Origin of the sequence: Amycolatopsis sp. cmx-11-12, from assembly GCF_046269425.1 — a bacterium.
Taxonomy (GTDB): domain Bacteria; phylum Actinomycetota; class Actinomycetes; order Mycobacteriales; family Pseudonocardiaceae; genus Amycolatopsis.
Genome location: NZ_JADNQM010000023.1, coordinates 1 through 20,904 on the forward strand (window position 1 = coordinate 1; position 20,904 = coordinate 20,904).

The following is a 20,904-nucleotide window of genomic DNA, read 5'->3' on the forward strand; positions in this document are numbered from 1 at the left end:
TCGCCCGCGACCGAGCCCACGACTCCAAGACCGCCCGATCCTCACCACTGATCACCAAACCCGACGAAGGCATGACCCATCATCGCAAACCCACGACCGTAAACCAACTAACGACGCGCGACACTAGTTGCGATGGCAACTACCGCAACTAGAGGACTACTTGCGTCAGGCCACTCACGACATCCTTCAACTCGGCACGGGACTTCACGCCCAGTTTCGGGAAGATCCGGTGCAGATGCGTGCCGACCGTCCGGTGCGACAGGTAGAGCCGCTGCCCGATCTCCCGGTTCGTCAGGCCCTCCGCGGCCAGTTGCACGATGCTCAGCTCGTGCGGGGTCAGTTTCTCGCGCGCGTCCGGGCCGCGGTTGGGGCTGGACTCCCCCGCGCTCCGCAGCTCACGACGGGCACGTTCGGCCCACGCGGTCATACCGAGCGCGTCGAACGTCTCGCGCGCGGTGCGCAGGTGCGCACGCGAGTCGACAACTCGCCGCTGCCGCCGCAGCCATTCGCCGTAGGCCAGGTGCAGCCGCCCGCGTTCGGCGGGCCATCCGTCCAGTTCCGCTCGCAAGGCGGTCTCGAACAGCTCGTCGCTCGGCTCGAGGACGGCGCGGGCGTAGCGCAAGCCGATGTGCAAGGCGGGCGCCGGGGTTACCAATGCCAGCTGTTCCATCTCCGCGACGACCTCGCGCAGGGCCTCGACCTGTCCCGCCCGGATCGCGGCTTCGGTGAGTTCCGCGACGAAGTAGACGCGCAGGGCCAGCTGGAAGGCGGGATCGGCGGGGTCGAACAGTCGCCGCAGGTCGGCGAACGCGTCGTCGAAACGGCCCTCGCTCGACGCCGCGATACCCCTGGCGAGCTGAACGGTCGCCAGTACCGGACGGGCACCGGCGGCGAGCCCGGCTCGTTCGGCCTCGTCCGCGAGCGCCTTGGCCTGTTTGTGCTCGCCCCGCAGTGCGGCGATCTCGGCCTGGACCGCGGTGGCGAGCCCGTACATGAAGGGCTGCCCGGTCTCCTTGGCGAATTTCGCCGCCTCCGCCGCGACCGGCACGGCCGCCGCGAGGTCACCGAGCCGGACCCGGCTCCACGCCTGGACCGCCAGCGCTCGCGGCAGCAATCCGAGCCTGCCTTGCGCACGCAGCCCCGGTGCCGCCGCCGCGGAGAATCGGGCGGCCAGATCGACCGCCCCGACCTGCAACGACGCGCTGCCGAGAAAGCGGTCGACCTCGGGGTCTGTCCCTGCGGTGGCGGCGAGTTCGCGCAGCTCGCCGAGGACGGACTCGGCCCGTTCGAACGGCGCGACATAAGCGGCGACGGCGACCAGACGAGGGTCCGAGTTCTCGATCGGGAGCCGGTCCGCGACGGCCAGCAGCGTTCGCCTCGTCTCCGGACCGGGTTCGGCCCAGAAGCAGCGCATGGCGGCACCCCACAGGATCCGCATCGCCGGATCGGGCTGCCCGTCCTCCGCGACCGACTCGGCCAGCCGCGCCAGTTCCCCGACCCGGGAGAGGTCTTCGCGTACGCCGTCCTCGAACCCGCTGAGCAACCAGCTCGCGGTCGATCGCTGCCGTGGCGTGAGTTCTCCCGCGCGGGCGTCCCGCACGAACCGTTCCGCCGTCTCGCGGCCGCCGGATTCGACGGCCAGCTCGGCCGCGCGCAGCAGCCGGTCCGCGCGCCGTTCCGGATCGGCGCTCAACCTGGCTGCCTGCTCCAGCGCCGCGACGGCCGCCGACGCTCCCCCACGGTGCCGGGCGCGATCGGCGGCGTTCTCCAGTGCACCCGCCACGTCTTCGTCGGCGCCGGTCGCCGCGGCCGCCTGATGCCAGGCTCGCCGGTCCGGCTGCTCGCGCAGGGTTTCGGCGAGGCTCAGGTGAGCGCGTCGCCGTTCCTCGAGCGGCACCGACGCGGGAATGGCCGAGCGCATCAACGGGTGCCGGAACGAGACCGTCCGGGGTTCGAGATCGATCAACCGGGCCTCGGCGGCGGGCGCCAGTACCTCCGGCTCGACGTCTTCACCCAGCAGCGCGCCGGCCGCCGCGAGCGTCTCGGTGAGCGAACCGGTCTCGTTGAGCGCGGCGACCAGCAGGGTCGTGCGTGCCGGTTCCGGCAGGGCGGTGAACCGGGCACCGAACGCGCGCTCGAGCCGTTCGGTCAGCGGCAGGACGGGATCGGCCGCGTCGGTCACGGCGGACGGCAGCTCGGTCAGCGCCAGCGGGTTCCCGGCCGCCTCGGCGAGCAACCGGGACCGGACCGGGGACGTGAGCCCGGGAGCGACGGAGTCGAGCAACTCGGCCGCGACCTCGCCTGGCAGGCGTTCCAGGTCCATTGAGGACAGTCCCGCCGCACGCAGCGGCGACGGCTCGCCCTCGCGGAGGGTCGCGATCAGGACGATCGGCTCCGTCTCGATGCGCCTGGCGACGAACGCGAGGACGTCGGCGCTCTCGCGGTCCAGCCAGTGCACGTCCTCGGCGACGATCAGCACCGGTTTGGCCGCGGCCTCCTCCGAAAGCAGCGTCAGCGCGGCGAGCCCGACCAGGTACGCGTTGGGTTCCGCCGTCTCGGCGAGCCCCAGCGCCGTCCAGAGCGCGGACCGTTGCGGCGCGGGCAGCGTGTCCGCGCCGGCCCAGACCGGATAGAGCAGTTGGTGCAAGGCGGCGTAGGCGAAGTTCCGCTCGGCCTCGACGCCGGTCGCGCGCAGCACCCGCAGGCCGCCGACCTTCGCCGAAGCGACGGCCTCCGCCACGACGGCGGACTTGCCGACACCGGGTTCGCCCTGGATGAGGACACCGCCGCAGCCCGCGGCCGGTCCGTCGACGAGCTCGCCCAGGTCCTTCAGCTCGGCTTCCCGTCCGAAAAGCGGCATGGCGCGGCATTCCTCCCCTCAGCCAGGGTGGCTGCCCGTCCGACGATACCCAAACGGTCCGGTTAGGACGCTCCGGCGGCGTCCACAGGATGTAGACGGCGTGTCAACACGAACGGCCTAGCTTCGGGAAAGTGATGAGACGCAAGAAGTTGTTCCTGGCGGCGGCACCACTCGCCGCCCTGCTGCCGCTGGTGCTGACCTCGGTCACGCAGACGGCGCCCGCCGAAGCGGCGGCATCGTCCTGTGCGGCGGTCCCCGTTTCGGCGCCCGCGGGCGCGCGGATCGAATCGGTACAGGCGGTGGCGAAACCCGCTCAGGCGGACACACCCACGTACTGCGAAATCACCGTCACCCTGACCCACGGGAAGGCGGGCGACCACGTCAAGGTCGCGGTCGCGCTGCCGCGGACAGGATGGACGGGCAGGCTTCAGGCGGTCGGCGGCAGCGCCTACACCGCCGGTGACTTCGGTGCCGCGCTCGTCCAGGCGGTCAAGGACGGCTACAGCGGCGTGACGACCGACGCCGGCGTCCCCCTGACCTTCCTCGACACCTCGTGGGCGCTCACCCCGAAGGGCGAGATCAACAAGCCGCTGGTGACGAACTTCGCGACACGGTCCGTCCACGAAGCCGCGCTCATCGGGAAGGACGTGACGCGGAAGTTCTACCAGCGTGACGTCACCTTCTCCTATTGGAACGGCTGCTCGACCGGCGGCCGTCAGGGGTACTCCGAAGCGCAGCGGTATCCCGGCGACTTCGACGGTGTCCTGGCGAACGCGCCCGCCGTGCACTGGGCCGAGTTCGCGGTCGCGACCCTCTGGCCGCAGGTCGTGATGAACCAGGACAAGACCTTCCCCGGCACCTGTGTCTTCACCGCGTTCCGGGAAGCCGCGATCAGGGCCTGCGACGGCAGGGACGGCGTCACCAACGGCGTCGTGGACCGGCCGGACGAATGCGGCTACGACCCCCGTTCCCTCATCGGCGCGAAGGTCTTCTGCGGGGGCAAGGAGGTCACCGTCACCGCGGCGGACGCCGAAGTCGTGCGCAAGATCTGGGCCGGGCCGACCGACGAACACGGGCGGCGGCTCTGGCCGGGCCTGCCCAAGGGCGCGGATTTCGCCCCGGTGACCGACGCTCCGGGCTTCCCGGTCGCCTTGGGCTGGGTGCGGACGTTCCTGAAGAAGCAGCCAGGGTTCGACACCTCGACAATCACCTATCGCCAGTTCGCCGACCTGTTCCGCCAGTCGGTGCGGGAATACGATGACGTCATCGGGACCTCCGATCCCGATCTGTCGGACTTCCGCCGGGCGGGCGGCAAGCTGATCACCTTCGTGGGCAGCGACGACCAGTTGATCCCGCCGGGCGGCACGATCCACTACCGCCGCGAGGTGGAACGGGAAATGGGTGGCCCGAGGCTGGTCAACGACTTCTACCGGCTGTTCCTCGCGCCGGGTGTCCAACACTGCGGTGGCGGCGCGGGCGCGGCACCGACGCACGCGTTGGGCGCGCTCGTCGACTGGGTCGAGCACGGCAAGGCGCCGTCGACCCTGCCCGCCGCGAACAGCGACAGGACCCTCACCCGCGATCTCTGCCCGTATCCGCAGGTCTCGCGATACCGGGGCCACGGCGATCCCGCCGTCGCCTCGAGCTACCGCTGCACGGCTCACTGAGGCCGTCCCCACCTGTGCCCGTCGTGCCGGCGCCCCCTCCGGTACGACGGGCACTTCCTCACTCTGTGAGAAGTTGCCGCGTACCCTTTGCCCTACCCCTCAAAAGTACGGTATTGACGACTGGGGCACTACGGCGAACCGAATCGGACACGTCGGACGCCCCTTTGTCCGCGGCGACTGAAACCTTTGCGCGGCAACGGAATTACCCGCAGGATCACCATGACAGACCGTCATATCACCCCACGCTCAAGCCGGGTGATATGACCCAAATGGTATGTACCAGTCACGTGATGCGCCTCGTACGGTCGGGAACGAATCCCCCTCCCCCGCCAGTTTCGAGGAAAGCGTTGACATGAACAAAAAGATCCTCGCCGCCACAGCCGCGGCCATCACCGGGGCGGGCTTGGTCACGGCCATCGCCCTCACCCCGAGTGCGAGTGCCGGTCAACCGGTCACGGCCGCCGACCAGGCACAGTCCGAAATGCTGGCCGCGATGTCCCGCGACCTGAAGATCAGCCCCGAACAGGCCAAGCTCCGGCTCGCGAGCGAACAGCGCGCTGCCATCGCCGACAACACCCTGAAGGCACAGCTCGGCACGTCGTACGCCGGGTCGTGGCTGGACACCACCGGAACCGCGCTCACCGTGGCGGTCACCGACGCCGCACAGGCCGACCTGGTGCGCGCCGCGGGCGCCACCCCGAAGACCGTCTCCCGCAGCGTCATCCAGCTCGACGCGGCGAAGCTGAAGCTGGACGCCAAGTCCACCAAGGCACCGAAGACCGTGCCCGGCTGGTACACCGACGTCATCACCAACTCGGTCGTCGTGCTGGCCAACGCCGGTGGCGAAGCCTCGGCCAAGTCGTGGGCCGCCGAGTCCGGTGTCCAGGCCGACTTGGTCCGGGTCGAGACCAGCACCGAGCAGCCGCGTCCGCTGATCGACATCATCGGTGGTAACGCTTACACCTTCGGCTCGGGCCGGTGCTCCATCGGTTTCGCGGTCGAAGGCGGCTTCGTGACCGCGGGCCACTGCGGCACCACCGGCACCCGCACCTCGAACCCGAGCGGATCCGTCGCCGGCTCCAGCTTCCCCGGCAACGACTACGCCTGGGTCCGCGCCGACGCCGGCAACACCCCGCGTGCGCTGGTCAACCGCTACCCGGGCACCGTGCCGGTGGCCGGTTCGACCGAAGCCGCGGTCAACTCCTCGGTCTGCCGTTCCGGTTCCACCACGGGCTGGCGCTGCGGCACCATCCTGCAGAAGAACACCTCGGTCACCTACCCCGAGGGCACCATCACCGGCCTGACCCGCACGAACGCCTGCGCCGAACCCGGTGACTCTGGCGGTTCGTGGCTCACCGGCGACCAGGCGCAGGGCGTCACCTCCGGTGGCTCCGGCAACTGCACCTCCGGCGGCACGATCTACTTCCAGCCGGTCACGGAGATCCTGAGCGTCTACAACCTGCGCCTGACGGTCACCGGCAACCCGCCGTCCAGCACCACCACGACGCCGACCACGCCCACCACCCCGACCAGCCCGACGACGTCGAACCCGCCGGGCGGCACCTGGGCGCCGTACACCTACTACGGCTCCGGCGCGACCGCCACCTACGGCGGTAGCACCTACCGCGTGATCCAGCCGCACACCTCCATGCCCGGCTGGGAACCGCCGAACGTGCCCGCGCTTTGGGAACTCGCCTGACCTGGACCGCCCCCGGCGAACTCACTTCGCCGGGGGCGGCTCCTTCCCCCGACAACGGCGCGCTGACGGCGGATCTCGAATCCCTCGTCCCCCGCGCCCGCCGCGGTGACCCCGCCGCGACCCAGGAGCTGATGGGTCTCGTCGAGCCGGTCGTCGCGGACTACTGCCGCAGCCGGATGAACGGGACCGACGCGCGGGTGATCGCCGCCGAGGACGTCGCGCAGGAGACCTGCCTCGCCGTGCTCACCGCACTTCCCACCGCCCGGGTCACCGGCGGCTCCTTCCTCGCCGCCGTCCTCCGGATCGCCGCCCGGAAGGTCGCCGCTGCCTTCCGCGGGCGGGCCAGGGACAGGTCCGAACCCACCTCCGACCCGCCCGATCGCGCGACGCCAGAGCCCAACGAACCCGAACGGCAGGCCCTCGCCGCGGACGGCCACGACCGGCTGAACCGGTTGATGAGCACCCTGCCCGGCATCCAGCAGGAGATCCTGCGGTTGCGCATCACCGTCGGCATGTCGGCGCCCGAGACGGGTGCGGTCCTACGGGTGAGCCCTGGCCTGGTCCGGGTCGCCCAACACCGCGCCCTGCACAAACTCCGCACGATCGTCAGCGAGGACGACCTGTGATCAGCCCCCTGATCGGTCCCGGAAACGGACAGACCTGGCCGGTGGAATTCGACGTCCGGCATCTGCGTCTCCTCGACGCGATCGCGTCAGCGGGCAGTCTCGCGAAGGCCGCGGCCGCGCTCGGACTCTCCCAGCCCGCGCTGAGCGCGCAACTCCACCGGGTCGAGCGGACCTTGGACCGGACGGTGTTCGAACGGGACCGGCACGGCGTGCGGCCCACCGCGCTGGGCGAGGTGCTGCTGAGCCACGCACGACGGGTAGTGGCCGCGGCGGACGACCTCGACCGGGCGATCCGGCGGTTCGATCGCGAACCGGCCGACGGCCTGCTGCGGATCGGCGCCCTCCCGACGGTCTTCGCCGAGACGTTGAGCGACGTGGTCGCCGAGGCCGCCCCCGGCCGTCCGGTCGAACTGCGCACGATGACCGGCAGGACGGAGCTGTTCTCCGCGCTTCTCGACGGCACGGTGGAACTGGCGCTGTACGTCGACCATCCGGGCCAGGAGATCGTTCCGCCGGACGGCGTCCACATGCTTCCCGTGGGAACGGAGCCGGTCTTCGTGATCGTGTCGCCAGGACACCCCGCCGCCGGACGCGGCGAGGTGTCCTTGACGGAGCTCGCCGACTCGACCTGGCTGACTTCGGCGGGCGGCGAATTCCACGATCATCTGGCGGACGAGTGCGCCCGTGCCGGGCTCGGTCCGATCAGCGTACGAGAGCTGGAACCGGCGGTACTGCGGCAGACCGTGCAGCGCGACCCTCGCACAGTGGTGCTCGCCCGGTCCCTCGACCCCGGTTCCCCGATACCCGGCACGGTGGTGGCCCTGCGGGGTGTGCCGCTGAGGACGCGGCATCTCCTGCTGTGGCGCGACGGATCGCCGGTCGACGTTCCGGCCGTCCGAAGTGGACTGCTGCGGGCGATCACCGAACTGGCCGCGATCCGGCATCGGCTTCCCGAGTGGGCGGCGGCCAACCCCGGCTGGCTCGGTACCTGACCGGGCTCAGCGCTGGATGCAGTCGAGCCCGAGCACGAATCCGGTCAGCACGTACTGGCAGATGTGGGTCGCGTGCGTTTCGTCGGTTTCCAGGCATGCCACCGGAACTCCCAGCAGGTCGACGGTGCAGGAGGCGTAGAACTTGTTCGGGCTGCCGGGCACCGGGTCCGCGGAGGCCGGCGCCCCCGTCTGATGTCACTGGTATTCCCCGTCCGGCGTGGCCTCACCTGGTGATCACCGGAAAGTGTCACGGTGACTTACACCGATGACGTCATCCGACGGGCGCCGCGGCCCGGCGGCCGACCTAGCGTGAACCCATGCCCGTTCTTGGGAAGCTCGCCCTCACCGTCGCCCTGCTCACCGCCGCGTGCAGCGCTCCCCCACCCGCGCCGACAGCGACCACTCCTCCCGCCGCCGTCGCCGCCGACTGGTCGCCCGCTCCCGTGGTGCCGCTGCCCTCGCAGCCGCCACCCTCGCTGGTCGTCGACGCGCCGTTGCCCGAACAGCTCGCGATGGGCCTCGTCGTGCTGCGGTACCGGGCGGAGAACCTCCGGATCGTCCCGGTCTACGGCCCGGCAGCCCTCGACGTGTCGCCCCGGATCGGCCACATCCACGTGACCGTCGACGACGCGGCGTGGCACTGGGCCGACGGCAGCGGCGAGCCGCTCATCCTCCAGTCCCTGCCGCCGGGACCGCACAAGGTGTGGATCGGGCTCGCCGATCCGACCCACAAGGTCCTGGACGGCAAGACCGTGAACTTCGTCATCCCTGTCCACAGTGGACATCACTGAAACCCTGGAGTTCCTTCCATGACACTGGATCAGTACTACCTGCTCGGCCGGTCCGGCCTGCGCGTCAGCAGGATCGCGCTCGGCACGATGAACTTCGGCACCGGCGGGTTCCATGCCGCGTACGGGAAAACCGAGGACGAGGTCCGCCCGATCTTCCGCGAGTACCTGGAAGCGGGCGGCAACTTCATCGACACCGCGGACTTCTACACCGCCGGTGAGAGCGAGACCATCCTCGGCCGTCTCATCGCCGAGGCGAAGGTGCGCGACCGGGTCGTGCTCACCACCAAGTACACCAACAGCGTCGACCCCGGTGACCCGAACGCGGGCGGCAACGGGCGCAAACACCTGATCCGGGCGCTGGACGCGTCGCTGCGGCGGCTGAACACCGACCACGTCGACCTCTTCCTCCTGCACACGTGGGACCGGATCACGCCGGTGGAAGAGGTGATGCGCACGTTCGACGACCTCGTGCGCGCGGGAAAGATCCGCTACGCCGGGCTTTCCGACGTACCCGCCTGGTTCGCCGCGCGAGCGCAGACCTTCGCCGAAGCGCATGCCCTGACCCCGGTGGTCAACCTCCAGCTGCCCTATTCGCTCGTGGAACGGACGATCGAGACCGAACACGTCCCGATGGGACAGAACCTCGGGCTCGGCGTGACCGCGTGGAGCCCGCTCGCGGGCGGGTTCCTCACCGGCAAGTACCGCCAGACCGGCGAAACGCCCGCCGGTGAGGGCAGGCTCGGGGATCCCGGAAACCCCGGTCGTTCCTGGACGCAACGCGACTGGAACCTGCTGAAGCCACTGGAGGAGGTCGCGGGCAAACTCGGCGTGACGATGGCCCAGGTCGCGATCAACTGGGTCGCGACCCAGCCGGGCGTCGCTTCCGCGATCGTCGGGGCGAGCAGCGCGGACCAGCTGCGCAGAAGCATGGCCGCACTGGACTTCGAACTGCCGTCGGACCTGCGGGCGATCCTCGACGAGGCGAGCGCTGTGCCGCCGGAGTCGGTATACCGGATGTTCACGCCCGAGTACCAGAACTGGGTGATCAGCCCTGGAGTCAAGGTCGGGGACAAACCGGCGGGGTACGCGCCCGCCGTGCGCAACTGGTGACGAGGCGCGGTATAGGGCGTTATACGACCGGGCCCCACCGCAACTAGTCACCTAGTTGCGGTGGGGCCCGGCACGTCAGGCCCGCAGGTGGGCTCGATCCGGCGCGACGGCGTGCTCGAGCGGCTGACCGAGCACGAACCGCCGCAGTTCCCGCGCGACGAGTTCGCCCATCCGCGCGCGCTCGGCTCCCAGTGCGCCCGCGAGATGCGGGGTGAGCACCACGTTCGGCAGCGTGTAGAGCGGCGAGTCCGGCGCGGGCGGTTCGGGCCAGGTGACGTCGAGGATCGCCGTGAGGTCCGGGCGCTCCCCGAGCACGGGGATGACCGACGGCTCGTCGACCACGGCACCGCGGGCGGTGTTGACCAGGGTCGCGCCGATGCTCATCCGGCCGACGAGGTCCCCGTTCACCAGGCCCTCGGTCTCCGGGAGCAGCGGCGCGTGCAGGCTGACCACGGCGCAGGTGGCGAACAGTTCGTCCAGCCCCACCAGCCGGACGCCGAGTTCGGCGGCGGCCGCGGCGTCGACGACGGGGTCGCTCGCGAGGACTTCCACGTCGAAATTCCGCAGATGCGACGCGACGAGAGCACCGATCTCGCCGAGACCGAGCAGTCCGACCCTGGAGCGGTACGCCCCGGCGACCCTCGGATCGGGCGGGTAGGCCCGCCGCTCGCGGATCTCACGGGAGATCCGATGCACCTGCTTGAGTCCTAAGAGGACCTGGGCCAGGGTGAACTCGGCGACGGGAACGGCGTTCGCGGCCGCGGCGGACACGATCGGGATCCCGCGTGCCCAGAACTCCGGCGTGGTCAGCGGACGCACCGATCCGGCGGCGACGAGCACAGCGCGCAGGTCCGGCGCGTGTCCCAGCAATACCGAGTCCAGAACAGGCGATCCCCAGCCCGAGAGCAGTATTTCGACGCCGTCCATGGCCTCCGGGCGCTCCGCCAGCCGCTCCCGGGTGAGCGGCTCGCGCAGGTCCGCCAGCGCACCGATCTCCTTCAGCACCGCCTCGGGGTAAACGTCGTCGCGGCGTCGCTCCTCCATCACGAGAAGCGCTGTCGGGCGGTGTTGCAGCTCGGTCATCCCTACCTCCGCGGCGACCATACATCGGATGCCTGACCCGGTCCACGGGCGGCAAGCCCCATGGATAGGGAACAGCCGCCGATTGAAATTCGTAATCATCGGACCATTGACCGGACACTGTGAAAGCGCTTACCGTCCCTGCGGAGTAGACAGCGTGGTCCACAGTGAACAGGAGAAGCGATGCGGAAATCGCGGTGGATCGGCGTGGGACTCACTGTCTCAGCGCTGGTCATTTCGGGCTGCTCAGCAGGCCCCGCCGGCACGAACGTCGCGCAGGACACCAAGGCACCACTGGAACTGTGGACCCGGACGACTCCCGGCGGCGCCGGCGAGCAGGCCACCAAACGGCTCGCGGAAGCCTTCGAGAAGGCCACCGGGTTCAAGGTGCAGGTGACCGCGATCTTCGACGACTTCGAGACGAAGCTGGCCCAGCGCGCCGCCCAGCGCGACCTGCCGGACATCGTGATGAACGACGTCACGCAGGTCGGCACCCTCAAGAGCCAGGGCCTCGTCCGCGAGGTCGAACAGGGCAAGATCAAGCACGCCTCGGAACTCACCGAGCAGGCTTTGAAGTCGAACCAGACCCCGGACGGCAAGCTGTACGGCCTGCCGTACAGCGCTCAGGCCTCCGCGCTGCTGATCCGCAAGGACTGGCGCGAGAAGCTCGGCAAGAGCGTGCCGCAGAGCTGGCCCGAACTCGTCGACCTCGCCAAGGCGTTCACCACCGGCGACCCCGACGGCAACGGCAAGAACGACACCGCCGGGCTGACCGCGACGCTGTCGACCAAGCGGGGCTACGCCTCCTGGTACTTCTCCAACTTCCTGTGGGCCGCGGGCGGCGACTTCATCACCGAGGCAGGCGGCGGCAAGTACAAGCCGTCGATGAGCACGCCCGAATCCCTGGCCGCGGTGCAGTGGTTCCGCGACCTCGGCTGCAAGGACAACGTGATCCAGCCCGGTTCGGTCACCATGCCGACCCCGGCGACCAACGAGACCTTCGAGGCCGGCAAGGCCGGGATGTACGTCGTCGGCCCGTATCTGCTGCCGCGCTTCGACAAGTCGCTCGGCAAGGACAAGTACGAGGTCGTCCCGATGCCGAAGGGCGCCAAGAACTCGGACGTCCTGGCCGAGGGGCTCTCGATCTACATGATGGCCGGTTCGCCGAACCAGGCCGGGCAGGACGCCTTCGGTGACTTCGCGATCTCGGCCGACGGCCAGAAGATCGGCATGGAGGGCGAATCGGCCTTCATCGTGCAGCTTCCGGTGAACAAGAACATCGACATCACCCAGGTCCGTTCGGACCCGCGCTGGAAGACCTACGCCGAGATCTACGCCAAGTCCGGCCACTACGCGCCGTCCATCCCGAACTGGACGCCGGTCCGCCAGGACACCGCCGACACGGTCAGCGCGCTCGTCGCCGACTGCAAGCTCGACACCAAGGCGGAACTGTCCAAACTCGACACCAAGCTCACCGCGACCTTGCAGCAACAGGGGATCAGCGCGTCATGACCGTAGATCACGCCAAGCCGGCGGCCGTCGGCGCGGACCGTCCCGCCGCCAAGCGGGCGCCCGCGCCGAAGGCCCGCAGGCGCAGCGACCGCGACGGGAAGTGGTGGACGCCGTGGCTGTTCCTGGCCCCCGCCCTGATCCTGTTCGTGTACTTCAAGTTCATCCCAATGATCACGGCGGTGACGATGTCCTTCCAGGACGTCCAGCCGTATCTGGGCAACCAGTGGGTCGGCGGGCAGAACTACAGCACCGTCCTCGGTGACGAGGCGTTCCACTCCGCCATCTGGCACACCATCGTGATCGCGGTCGGCCAGACGGCCGGGTCGATGATCATCGGCCTCGCGCTCGCCCTGCTGATGGAGGGCCAGAGCAAACGGCTGAAGTTCCTGCGGTCGGCGGCGTTCCTGCCGGTGGTCGTGCCGATCGCGGTGGTCGCCGAACTCTGGCGGATCATGTACCACCCGACCGAGGACGGGATGCTGAACGCCATCCTCGGCATGGTCGGGCTGGGGCCGTCGGGCTTCATCAACGATCCCGACTCGTCGATGATCTCGGTCATCATCACCGGCATCTGGCGCGGCGCGCCGTACGACATGATGATCTTCCTGGCAGGCCTGGCCGGGATCGACCGCGGGCTCTACGAAGCGGCCACTGTGGACGGTGCCTCCCGCTGGCGCAAGATCCTCCACGTGACGCTGCCCGGCCTGCGGTCGGTGTTCTCGATCCTGTTCGTCCTCGCGGCGATCCGCGGCCTGCGGGTGTTCACCGAGGTGTTCCTGCTGACCAACGGCGGGCCGAACGGCTCGACGGAAGTCGCGATGACCCTGATCTACAAACTCGGACTGGAACAGAACCGGCTGGGCGTCGGCGCGGCGGGAGCGGTCCTGCTGTTCCTCGCGACGCTCGTGCTGACCCTGTTCGTCCAGGTGCTCCGACGGAGGCGAGACGCATGACCGCGGCCAACGATTCGGCACTCGGCCTCGACGCCGTCAAGTCGCCGGGTGGACGGATCCTGAAGTACGCCGTGTACGCCCTGCTGCTGGTGGTGTTCGCGGGCCCGCTGCTGGCGCTGCTGGTCAGCGCGTTCAGCGACGTGTCCGACCCGACGGCGCTGAGCGTCATCCCGTCGAGCCCCACCCTGGACAACTTCGGCATCGCGTTCGACCACGGCGTCGGGATGTACCTGCTCAACTCGTTCCTGGTGGTCGGCTTCGGCCTGCTGCTGCAGGTCGTCATCTCGGTGCTGGCCGGATACGCGCTGGCACGCAAGAAGTTCCGCTTCATGACCTTCGTGCTGGTCGCGATCCTGGCGACGCTGATGCTGCCGGAGGAGATCCTCGCGATCCCGCTGTCACTGATCCTGTCCGACCTTCCCCTGGTGCACATCAATCTGATCGGCAGCCTGGCCGGGATGATCGTGCCGCTCGGCGCCTGGGCGTTCTCGATCCTGGTGATGACCGAGTTCATGAAGGACGTCCCCCGCGAACTCGAAGAGGCCGCCCGGATCGACGGTGCCGGAGATCTGCGGATCTTCGCGCAGATCATCCTGCCGATGTGCAAGCCCGCGCTCGGCGTGATCGGTGTCTTCGGCTTCACGATGATCTGGGACCAGTACCTGCTGCCGATGCTGGTCTCGTCCGACGCCTCGACCTACACGCTGCCGCTGGCCCTGCGCACTCTGCGCATCGACGCAGACGTGACGCCCGGCGTGATCATGGCGGCGTCGCTGCTGGCGTTGCTGCCCTCGGTCGCCGCGTTCCTGTTCTTCCAGCGTTCGTTCGTCCGCGGCCTCGCCTCGGGCGCGCTGAAGGGCTGACCCACCATCATCATCAAGGAGCGATCCTGAAGTGAGTTCCACCGCCTGGTTCACCCACGACCGGTTCGGGATGTTCGTCCACTGGGGACTGTATTCGCTGGCCGCCCGGCACGAATGGGTGCAGAACCGCGAAAAGCTGACCGACAAGCAGTACCGCGTCTACTTCGACCACTTCGAACCGGACAAGTACGACCCGCGTTCCTGGGCGCGGGCCGCGAAGGACGCGGGCATGACCTACGTCGTGCTCACCACCAAGCACCACGACGGGTTCTGCCTGTGGGACAGCGATCTCACCGACTTCAAGGTGACGAACACGCCCTACGGCAAGGATCTGCTCGGCCCGTTCGTCGACGCCTGCCGTGAGGAAGGCCTGAAGGTCGGCTTCTACCACTCGCTGATCGACTGGCACCATCCCGCGTTCCCTGTCGACGGCACGCATCCCCGCCGTGACGACGCGGAGTACATCGCCGCGCACCAGTACGCCGACATCGCCGAGTACCAGCTCTATCTGCACGGTCAGGTCCGCGAGCTGCTCACCCGCTTCGGGACGATCGACTACCTGTTCTTCGATTTCTCGTACCAGGGCCGCAAGGAATGGTGGGGTGGCAAGGGACCGGACGACTGGGACTCCCCCGGCCTGCTCGACCTGGTCCGCGAACTGCAACCCGGCATCCTGGTCAACGACCGCACCGGCATCCCCGGCGACTTCATCACCCCGGAGCAGTACCAGCCGTCCGGGCCGATGACCCGCGACGGCGTCCCGGTGGTGTGGGAGGCGTGCCAGACCCTCAACGGCAGCTGGGGTTACGACCGCGACAACCTCGACTACAAGAGCCCCGAACTGCTCATCCGGATGCTCGTCGACGGCGTGTCCAAGGACGGCAACCTGCTGCTCAACGTCGGCCCGAACGGCCGGGGCGAGATCGACCCCCGGGCACACGCGGTGCTCGCCGAACTGGGTCGCTGGATGGACCGGCACGAACGCTCCATCCGCGGCTGCGGTCCCGCCGAGTTCACCGCCCCCGCCGACGGCCGCTACACCCAGCGCGGAGACCGGCTGTACCTGCACCTCTTCAGCTGGCCGATGAACCACGTCCACCTGCCGGGGATGGCCGGGCGGGTCCGCTACGCCCAGTTGCTCGACGACGCCTCGGAAATCCGGCAGGTGCACACGGATCCCGGGCAGACCGCGCAGAACACCCAGATGGGCGGGCAGCCGGAAGGCACGCTCACCCTCAAGCTCCCCATCCGGAAACCGGACACCCCGGTCCCGGTGATCGAACTGTTCCTGAGGACAGAAAGCCCCGCCGCCGCCACCCTCCCCACCGATTGAGCACGGAGGCATCATGGATCGCAGAAGGTTCCTCAGCGGCGCCACCCTCGGCGCCGCACTGGTCACCGTCCCGTGGGTCACCGCCGGTACGGCGTCGGCCAAACCCAAGGGGCGGTGCGCCCTGAACGTCAGTTCGCTGACCGAACTGCAGAACGCGATCAACGCGGCCGGTCCCGGCGCGGTCATCACCTTGAACAACGGCACGTACACCGTGCCGTCGGGCAAGCCGATCACCATCAAGGGCAGGCGGGGCACGAAAGACCAGCCGATCACCATCGTCGCCCAGTCGCGCGGCGGAGTGACGCTCAACGGTGAGCAGAGCTTCGTCTTCGACGACTCCACCGGTGTCACGATCAGCGGGTTCAAGTTCCGCCAGAGCACCACGATCGAGATCCCGGCGAACTGTTCGGTGATCCGCCTGACCCGCAACGACTTCCAGCTGGCCGACATCGAAGGCCTCCACTGGGTGATGGTCCGCGCCGACAAGAGCAAGATCGACCGCAACCACTTCCACCACAAGACCACGCTCGGCGTCATGCTCTGCATCGAGGGCGCGGACGAAACCAAGATGGCGGCGGGCGTCGAGGTCTTCCGGAACTACTTCTCCGACCACACCTTCCCCGGCGACAACGGCGGCGAGCCGATCCGGCTCGGCGTCAGCCCGCGTGCGCTGAGCACCGCCGGCGCCAAGATCGAGTTCAACCTGTTCGAACGCGCGAACGGCGACCCGGAGGCGATCTCGGTCAAGTCGTCGGGCAACTTCATCCGCAACAACACCATCCGGAACAGCCTCGGCGGCATCGTGCTGCGCCACGGGAACAAGTCCGTCGTCGAATCCAACTTCATCCTCGGCGGCAAGGAAGGCATCCGGATCTACGGCAACGACCACAAGATCCTCAACAACTACGTCGCCGGAGTGTCCGGCAGCGCGCTGGTCGTCGGCAGCGGCTCCGTTCGGGACCACTTCCCGGGTGAATCAAAGGAATCACGGCGCGGCAACGACGCGGCGGACCGCGTGCTCATCGCGCACAACACGCTGCTGAACAACAGCGGCACGCTCTCCGGCGAGACCAAACGGACGATCGAACCGCGCGACTGCACGATCTCGGACAACCTCTTCGTCGGCAGCAACGGCGACCTGGTCTCGATGAGCACCACGGGCAACTTCACCTGGTCCGGCAACATCCTGTGGGGTTCGGGCGGGGACGGGAACATCCCGGCCGGCACCTTCCGCCGGGTCGACCCGAAGCTCGTGCAGGGCACCGACGGGATCTCGCGGCTCGCCGCGGGCAGCCCGGCGATCGACGCGGCGACCCTGTCGACCGCACCGGTCACGCTGGACATCGACGGCCAGGCTCGCGGCAGCAAGCGTGACGTCGGCGCCGACGAGTACTCGACGGCCGCCATCGCCAACCGGCCGCTCACCCCCGCGGACGTCGGCCCCGCCGCTCCGTAGCGAAACCCGGGCTCACGCCGGTGGCCGTCCTCGCCGGCGTGAGCCCGTACCACCCGAGGAGGAACCATGCCGCAGCGCGCCGCGGGTTCGGTCACCCTGGCCGACGTCGCCCGTGAGGCGGGAGTGTCGCTCGCGACGGCGTCGAGGGCGCTCAACGGCGGCACCAGACAGGTGAGCGGGGACCTGCGGAAATCGGTGCTGGAGGCCGCGGAACGGTTGCAGTACACGGCGAACGTCCCCGCACAGGCGATGGCCCGCGGCCGCGGCAACGTCGTCGGCCTGCTGGTGCACGACATCGTCGACCCGTACTTCTCCTCGATCGCGTCCGGGGTCATGCGCGTGGCCGCCCGGCACGGGCTGACGGTGACCATCGCGAGTACGGAAAACCGTCCGGAGAAAGAACTCGAGTACGTCACGACCTTGCGCGGGCAACGGGCGCGGGCGGTCATCCTCGCCGGGTCGCGCAACGAGGGCGATGCCCTGCAACGGAATCTGACCAAGGAACTCAAGGCGTTCGAGGCCGCCGACGGCCAGGTCGTGGTGATCGGGCAGCGGAAACTGCCGTTCGACACCGTCATGCTGGAGAACCGCGCCGGAGCGGCGGATCTGGCCGAACAGCTCGTCCTGCTCGGACACCGCGACTTCCTCGTCCTCGCGGGGCCACCCGGCCTGATGACCTCGCGGGATCGTGTCCTCGGCTTCCGTGACGGCCTCGCCCGGCAGGGCATCCCGCTGCCCGAGAACGACGTGCTGCGCGCGAAGTTCACCCGCGACGGTGGTTACGCGGCGATGGTGCGAGCGATCGAGAGCGGCTTCCGCGGCTGCGTGTTCGCCGTCAACGACGTGATGGCCGTCGGCGCGATGGCCGCCTGCCGCGACCGCGGTCTGCTGGTCCCCGCGCATATCGCGATCGCGGGATTCGACGACATCATCACCTTGCGCGACATCAGGCCTTCACTGTCCACCGTGCGCGTCCCGATCGAGCGGATGGGCGAGCGGGCGCTCGACTTCATCCTCGACACTCGCGCCGACAACCCTCGCGTCCTGGCGATCACCGGCGAGGTCGTGCTGCGGGAAAGTACTCAACCATGGGAGGGAAAATGATCCGGCCGGGACTGTGCTCGGTGACGCTGCGGCGTCTGGACGCCGACGAGGTCGCCCGCCGCGCCGCGGACGCGGGGCTTCAGGTGATCGAGTGGGGCGCCGACGTCCATGTGCGGCCCGGCGACGACTGGGCGGCCGACCGCGTCCTCGAAGCCATGGCACGGCACGGTCTGACCTGTGATTCCTACGGATCCTACTTCCGCGCCACCCCGATGGAGGCCGGGAAGTTCGGCGACATCGCCGCCACCGCTGTCCGGCTCGGTGCCGCCAGGATCCGGGTGTGGGCCGGCAAAGCGGGTTCCGCGGACGTCGACCCCGAAGAGCGGGAGCAGGTCGTCGCCGGACTCCGCGAAGCCGCCGACGTCGCGGGCGGACACGGTCTGGAAGTCGCGCTGGAGTTCCACGGCGGCACGCTGACCGACACCGCCGAGTCGACCGTCCAGCTGCTCGAAGAAGTCGGCCGCGACAATCTCGGCACCTACTGGCAGCCGCCGCAGGACCTGCCGGACGAGCAGGCGCTGGCGGGGCTGGAACTGGTCCTCGACCGGGTCCGCGCGGTGCACGTCTTCTCGTGGTGGCCCAGTAACGAACGGCATCTGCTCACCGCCAGGACGGACTTGTGGACGCGGGCGTTCGCGCTGCTCGCGAAGACGGAGCGGCCGCTCGACGCGCTGCTGGAGTTCGTCCCGGACAACGATCCCGACCTCATCCCCGGTGAGGCCGATTCGCTGCGGAAGCTGATCGAGGCGGGCGCGTGAGGTTCACCGAAACCGATCGGCTGCTGTTCGCCGGCGACTCCATCACCGACTCCAGCCGTGACCGCGACGATCCGGCGGCGCTGGGCAAGGGCTACGTCCGGCAGATCGCCGACCTCTTGCCCGCCGGCCCGGAAGTGCTCAACAAGGGGCTCAACGGCAACCGGATCTACGACCTGGAAGCCCGCTGGACCACCGACGTCCTCGCGTTCCGTCCCACCGTGCTGACCGTGAAGATCGGCATCAACGACACCTGGCGGACCTTCGACCGCGGCCTGCCGAGCCCGATCGACAAGTTCCGCGCGGCCTACACCCGGCTGCTGGCCAGTGCACGGCAGCACCTCCCGGCCGAGCTGTACGTCATCACGCCGTTCCTCCTGCCGGTCGAACCGGAACAACACGACTGGGTGGCCGATCTGGCACCCCGGATCGAGGTCGCGCTGGAAGTGGCCACCGAGTTCGGCGCTCGCCTGGTTCGCGCGGATCTGCTCATGCCGCGTGCCGCCGAAGAGCACGGGGCGGAGACACTGGCGCCGGACGGCGTCCACCCCAGCCCGCTCGGTCACCGGCTGCTCGCCGAAGCGTGGCTCGCGGCGGCCGGTGTGCCGGTCGAAGAGGCTCCGCTGCGCTAGCCCGTGTCCTGTAAGACTGCGAACAGACTTACAGGACACGGCCTGGCCGATAAAGTCGTCCCCGTGAACCGGACCGCCATCGGATCCGTGTTCCGGCAGAAGGGGGCGGCGTGACACGTGAAGGCGAGCTCGTCGCCGGCCGCTACCGGCTGGAGCGCAAGGTCGGCCGGGGCTCGATGGGCGTGGTGTGGCAGGCACGGGACGAACGGCTCAACCGGACGGTCGCGGTCAAGCAGTTGCTGCCGGACAACTCGCCGGACGACGCCCCGTTCCGGTCGATCGTGCGCGCGATGCGGGAAGCGCGGGTCGCCGCGCGGCTCAAGCATCCGCACGCCGTCACCGTGTACGACGTCGCCGAACAGGACGGGACCCCGTTCCTGGTCATGGAGTTCCTCCCGTCACGGCCGCTGACGGAACTCCTCTCCGGCGACGGCCCGCTCCCGGCGGGCCGGGTGGCGGAACTCGGCGCGCAGGTCGCGTCGGCGCTGACCGCGGCCCACGCGGACGGGATCCTGCACCGGGACGTCACCCCCAACAACGTCCTGATCACCGAGGACGGCCAGGCGAAGATCGCCGACTTCGGCCTGTCCCACGCCACCGGCGAAGGGACCATGACCGGCGGCGGCCTCGTCGTCGGCACTCCGGCGTTCCTCTCCCCCGAGGTCGCGGACGGCGAGGAACCCGGCTACCCGTCGGACGTGTTCTCCCTCGGCGCCACGCTCTACACCGCACTGGAAGGCGCACCGCCGTTCGGCACCGACGGCAACCAGATCGCGCTCCTCAAACGGGTCGCGCGCGGCGAAATCATCGCGCCGCGGACCACCGGCCCGCTCACGGACGTCCTCCTGCGGCTGCTCCGGCGCGATCCCGGCGAACGGCCGGACATGGCCGAGGCGGAACGGCTGCTCACCGCGGTCGCCGACGGCCGCCCGGCGATCCTGTCCGGCACGAAACGGCTTCCCGCGCCGGCCCGCCGTTCACGGTTGCCGTTCGCCATCGCGGGCGGCGCGGTGGTGGCGGGTGGTGTCCTGGCCGGGATCCTGCTGTTCGACGGCGACCCGCCCGCCGCTCCGGTGGCGGATCCACCCGCGAGCACCTTGGCGGAGAAGCCGGTGTGCGAAGCGCGGTACGAGGTGGCCAATCGGTGGCCCGGCGGCTCGGAGATCCGCGTGTCCGTGCGGAACGCCAAGGACACCCGGCTCACCGGCTGGGAGGTCAGCTGGACGATGCCGCCAGGGACGCGGATCGCCAATCTGTGGAACGGTTCCCTGGCGCAGGACGGCGACCGCGTGCGGGTGTCCGAGCTCGACTGGAACGCGGTCCTGCCCGCCGGTGGGACGACGACGTTCGGCTTCATCGCGACCACCGGTGACGAGGTCGGGGACGCGCCGATCGCTGTATGCCGGAGTTCCTAGCGGCTCCTGCCGCAAGTAGTCCCCTACTTGCGGCCGGGTAGCGAGCGGAACGCGGA

The 20,904-nt window shown here is 69.4% G+C and carries 18 protein-coding genes; 15 read left to right on the forward strand and 3 right to left on the reverse strand.

Features of this window, described 5'->3' with window-relative positions; genetic code table 11:
• Positions 1–148: 148 nt before the first annotated feature.
• Positions 149–2,860 carry a helix-turn-helix transcriptional regulator gene (locus ACLARN_RS27590; RefSeq protein ID WP_409494372.1) on the reverse strand — a complete coding sequence of 904 codons (2,712 nt, stop codon included), beginning with the start codon at positions 2,858–2,860 and terminating at the stop codon, positions 149–151.
• Positions 2,861–2,994: 134 nt separating this feature from the next.
• Here ACLARN_RS27590 and ACLARN_RS27595 point away from each other — a divergent pair, with 134 nt between their 5' ends.
• The 4 genes from ACLARN_RS27595 to ACLARN_RS27610 all read left to right on the forward strand — a co-directional run bounded on the left by ACLARN_RS27595 (position 2,995) and on the right by ACLARN_RS27610 (position 7,844).
• A complete protein-coding gene (locus ACLARN_RS27595) occupies positions 2,995–4,527 on the forward strand; it encodes a tannase/feruloyl esterase family alpha/beta hydrolase (RefSeq protein WP_409494373.1) in 1,533 nt (510 codons plus the stop codon).
• Between the two features lie 352 nt (positions 4,528–4,879).
• Complete coding sequence (locus tag ACLARN_RS27600) at positions 4,880–6,226, forward strand: alpha-lytic protease prodomain-containing protein (protein ID WP_409494374.1); 1,347 nt, start codon at positions 4,880–4,882, stop codon at positions 6,224–6,226.
• On the forward strand, positions 6,211–6,852 hold the full coding sequence (locus tag ACLARN_RS27605; RefSeq protein WP_409494375.1) for a sigma-70 family RNA polymerase sigma factor: 642 nt from the start codon (positions 6,211–6,213) through the stop codon (positions 6,850–6,852). Before ACLARN_RS27600 ends, ACLARN_RS27605 begins: the two co-directional genes overlap by 16 nt.
• Positions 6,849–7,844 carry a LysR family transcriptional regulator gene (locus ACLARN_RS27610; protein WP_409494376.1) on the forward strand — a complete coding sequence of 332 codons (996 nt, stop codon included), beginning with the start codon at positions 6,849–6,851 and terminating at the stop codon, positions 7,842–7,844. The genes ACLARN_RS27605 and ACLARN_RS27610 overlap by 4 nt, the downstream gene beginning before the upstream one ends.
• 6 nt (positions 7,845–7,850) lie before the next feature.
• On the opposite strand, the gene ACLARN_RS27615 is transcribed toward ACLARN_RS27610, so the two are convergent.
• On the reverse strand, positions 7,851–8,006 hold the full coding sequence (locus ACLARN_RS27615) for a hypothetical protein (RefSeq protein ID WP_409494377.1): 156 nt from the start codon (positions 8,004–8,006) through the stop codon (positions 7,851–7,853).
• A gap of 155 nt (positions 8,007–8,161) precedes the next feature.
• Between ACLARN_RS27615 and ACLARN_RS27620 the strand changes: the two genes are divergently transcribed.
• Together ACLARN_RS27620 and ACLARN_RS27625 are read left to right on the forward strand one after the other, a co-directional pair.
• Positions 8,162–8,635 (forward strand): DUF6130 family protein, encoded by a 474-nt coding sequence (locus ACLARN_RS27620; RefSeq protein ID WP_409494378.1) that lies wholly within the window; start codon positions 8,162–8,164, stop codon positions 8,633–8,635.
• Between the two features lie 18 nt (positions 8,636–8,653).
• On the forward strand, positions 8,654–9,745 hold the full coding sequence (locus tag ACLARN_RS27625) for an aldo/keto reductase (protein ID WP_409494379.1): 1,092 nt from the start codon (positions 8,654–8,656) through the stop codon (positions 9,743–9,745).
• 75 nt (positions 9,746–9,820) lie between these two features.
• On the opposite strand, the gene ACLARN_RS27630 is transcribed toward ACLARN_RS27625, so the two are convergent.
• Complete coding sequence (locus ACLARN_RS27630) at positions 9,821–10,828, reverse strand: hydroxyacid dehydrogenase (protein WP_409494380.1); 1,008 nt, start codon at positions 10,826–10,828, stop codon at positions 9,821–9,823.
• A gap of 180 nt (positions 10,829–11,008) precedes the next feature.
• On the opposite strand from ACLARN_RS27630, the gene ACLARN_RS27635 reads away from it, so the two are divergent.
• From ACLARN_RS27635 to ACLARN_RS27675, 9 genes are all read left to right on the forward strand, one after another.
• Complete coding sequence (locus ACLARN_RS27635; RefSeq protein WP_409494381.1) at positions 11,009–12,337, forward strand: extracellular solute-binding protein; 1,329 nt, start codon at positions 11,009–11,011, stop codon at positions 12,335–12,337.
• Positions 12,334–13,290, forward strand: coding sequence for a carbohydrate ABC transporter permease (locus ACLARN_RS27640; protein ID WP_409494382.1), 957 nt, complete (start codon positions 12,334–12,336; stop codon positions 13,288–13,290). The genes ACLARN_RS27635 and ACLARN_RS27640 overlap by 4 nt, the downstream gene beginning before the upstream one ends.
• Complete coding sequence (locus ACLARN_RS27645; RefSeq protein ID WP_409494383.1) at positions 13,287–14,153, forward strand: carbohydrate ABC transporter permease; 867 nt, start codon at positions 13,287–13,289, stop codon at positions 14,151–14,153. Before ACLARN_RS27640 ends, ACLARN_RS27645 begins: the two co-directional genes overlap by 4 nt.
• Positions 14,154–14,184: 31 nt before the next feature.
• Positions 14,185–15,486, forward strand: coding sequence for an alpha-L-fucosidase (locus tag ACLARN_RS27650; RefSeq protein WP_409494384.1), 1,302 nt, complete (start codon positions 14,185–14,187; stop codon positions 15,484–15,486).
• 13 nt (positions 15,487–15,499) lie between these two features.
• Positions 15,500–16,942, forward strand: a complete 1,443-nt coding sequence (locus ACLARN_RS27655; protein WP_409494385.1) for a chondroitinase-B domain-containing protein — start codon at positions 15,500–15,502, stop codon at positions 16,940–16,942.
• 66 nt (positions 16,943–17,008) lie between these two features.
• Positions 17,009–18,046 carry a LacI family DNA-binding transcriptional regulator gene (locus ACLARN_RS27660; RefSeq protein ID WP_409494386.1) on the forward strand — a complete coding sequence of 346 codons (1,038 nt, stop codon included), beginning with the start codon at positions 17,009–17,011 and terminating at the stop codon, positions 18,044–18,046.
• Positions 18,043–18,804: a sugar phosphate isomerase/epimerase family protein gene (locus ACLARN_RS27665; protein WP_409494387.1), complete on the forward strand. Its 762-nt coding sequence runs from the start codon at positions 18,043–18,045 to the stop codon at positions 18,802–18,804. The genes ACLARN_RS27660 and ACLARN_RS27665 overlap by 4 nt, the downstream gene beginning before the upstream one ends.
• Positions 18,801–19,433: an SGNH/GDSL hydrolase family protein gene (locus tag ACLARN_RS27670; RefSeq protein WP_409494388.1), complete on the forward strand. Its 633-nt coding sequence runs from the start codon at positions 18,801–18,803 to the stop codon at positions 19,431–19,433. Before ACLARN_RS27665 ends, ACLARN_RS27670 begins: the two co-directional genes overlap by 4 nt.
• Positions 19,434–19,543: 110 nt before the next feature.
• Positions 19,544–20,848: a protein kinase domain-containing protein gene (locus ACLARN_RS27675; RefSeq protein ID WP_409494389.1), complete on the forward strand. Its 1,305-nt coding sequence runs from the start codon at positions 19,544–19,546 to the stop codon at positions 20,846–20,848.
• The last annotated feature ends 56 nt before the right edge of the window (positions 20,849–20,904 follow it).

Bases quoted from the DNA above. Each gene is read 5' to 3' on its own strand.
- ACLARN_RS27590 (WP_409494372.1), bottom strand. From the start codon at position 2,860: ATGCCGCTTTTCGGACGGGAAGCCGAGCTGAAGGACCTGGGCGAGCTC.
- ACLARN_RS27595 (WP_409494373.1), top strand. From the start codon at position 2,995: ATGAGACGCAAGAAGTTGTTCCTGGCGGCGGCACCACTCGCCGCCCTG.
- ACLARN_RS27600 (WP_409494374.1), top strand. From the start codon at position 4,880: ATGAACAAAAAGATCCTCGCCGCCACAGCCGCGGCCATCACCGGGGCG.
- ACLARN_RS27620 (WP_409494378.1), top strand. From the start codon at position 8,162: ATGCCCGTTCTTGGGAAGCTCGCCCTCACCGTCGCCCTGCTCACCGCC.
- ACLARN_RS27625 (WP_409494379.1), top strand. From the start codon at position 8,654: ATGACACTGGATCAGTACTACCTGCTCGGCCGGTCCGGCCTGCGCGTC.
- ACLARN_RS27630 (WP_409494380.1), bottom strand. From the start codon at position 10,828: ATGACCGAGCTGCAACACCGCCCGACAGCGCTTCTCGTGATGGAGGAG.
- ACLARN_RS27635 (WP_409494381.1), top strand. From the start codon at position 11,009: ATGCGGAAATCGCGGTGGATCGGCGTGGGACTCACTGTCTCAGCGCTG.
- ACLARN_RS27640 (WP_409494382.1), top strand. From the start codon at position 12,334: ATGACCGTAGATCACGCCAAGCCGGCGGCCGTCGGCGCGGACCGTCCC.
- ACLARN_RS27645 (WP_409494383.1), top strand. From the start codon at position 13,287: ATGACCGCGGCCAACGATTCGGCACTCGGCCTCGACGCCGTCAAGTCG.
- ACLARN_RS27655 (WP_409494385.1), top strand. From the start codon at position 15,500: ATGGATCGCAGAAGGTTCCTCAGCGGCGCCACCCTCGGCGCCGCACTG.
- ACLARN_RS27660 (WP_409494386.1), top strand. From the start codon at position 17,009: ATGCCGCAGCGCGCCGCGGGTTCGGTCACCCTGGCCGACGTCGCCCGT.
- ACLARN_RS27665 (WP_409494387.1), top strand. From the start codon at position 18,043: ATGATCCGGCCGGGACTGTGCTCGGTGACGCTGCGGCGTCTGGACGCC.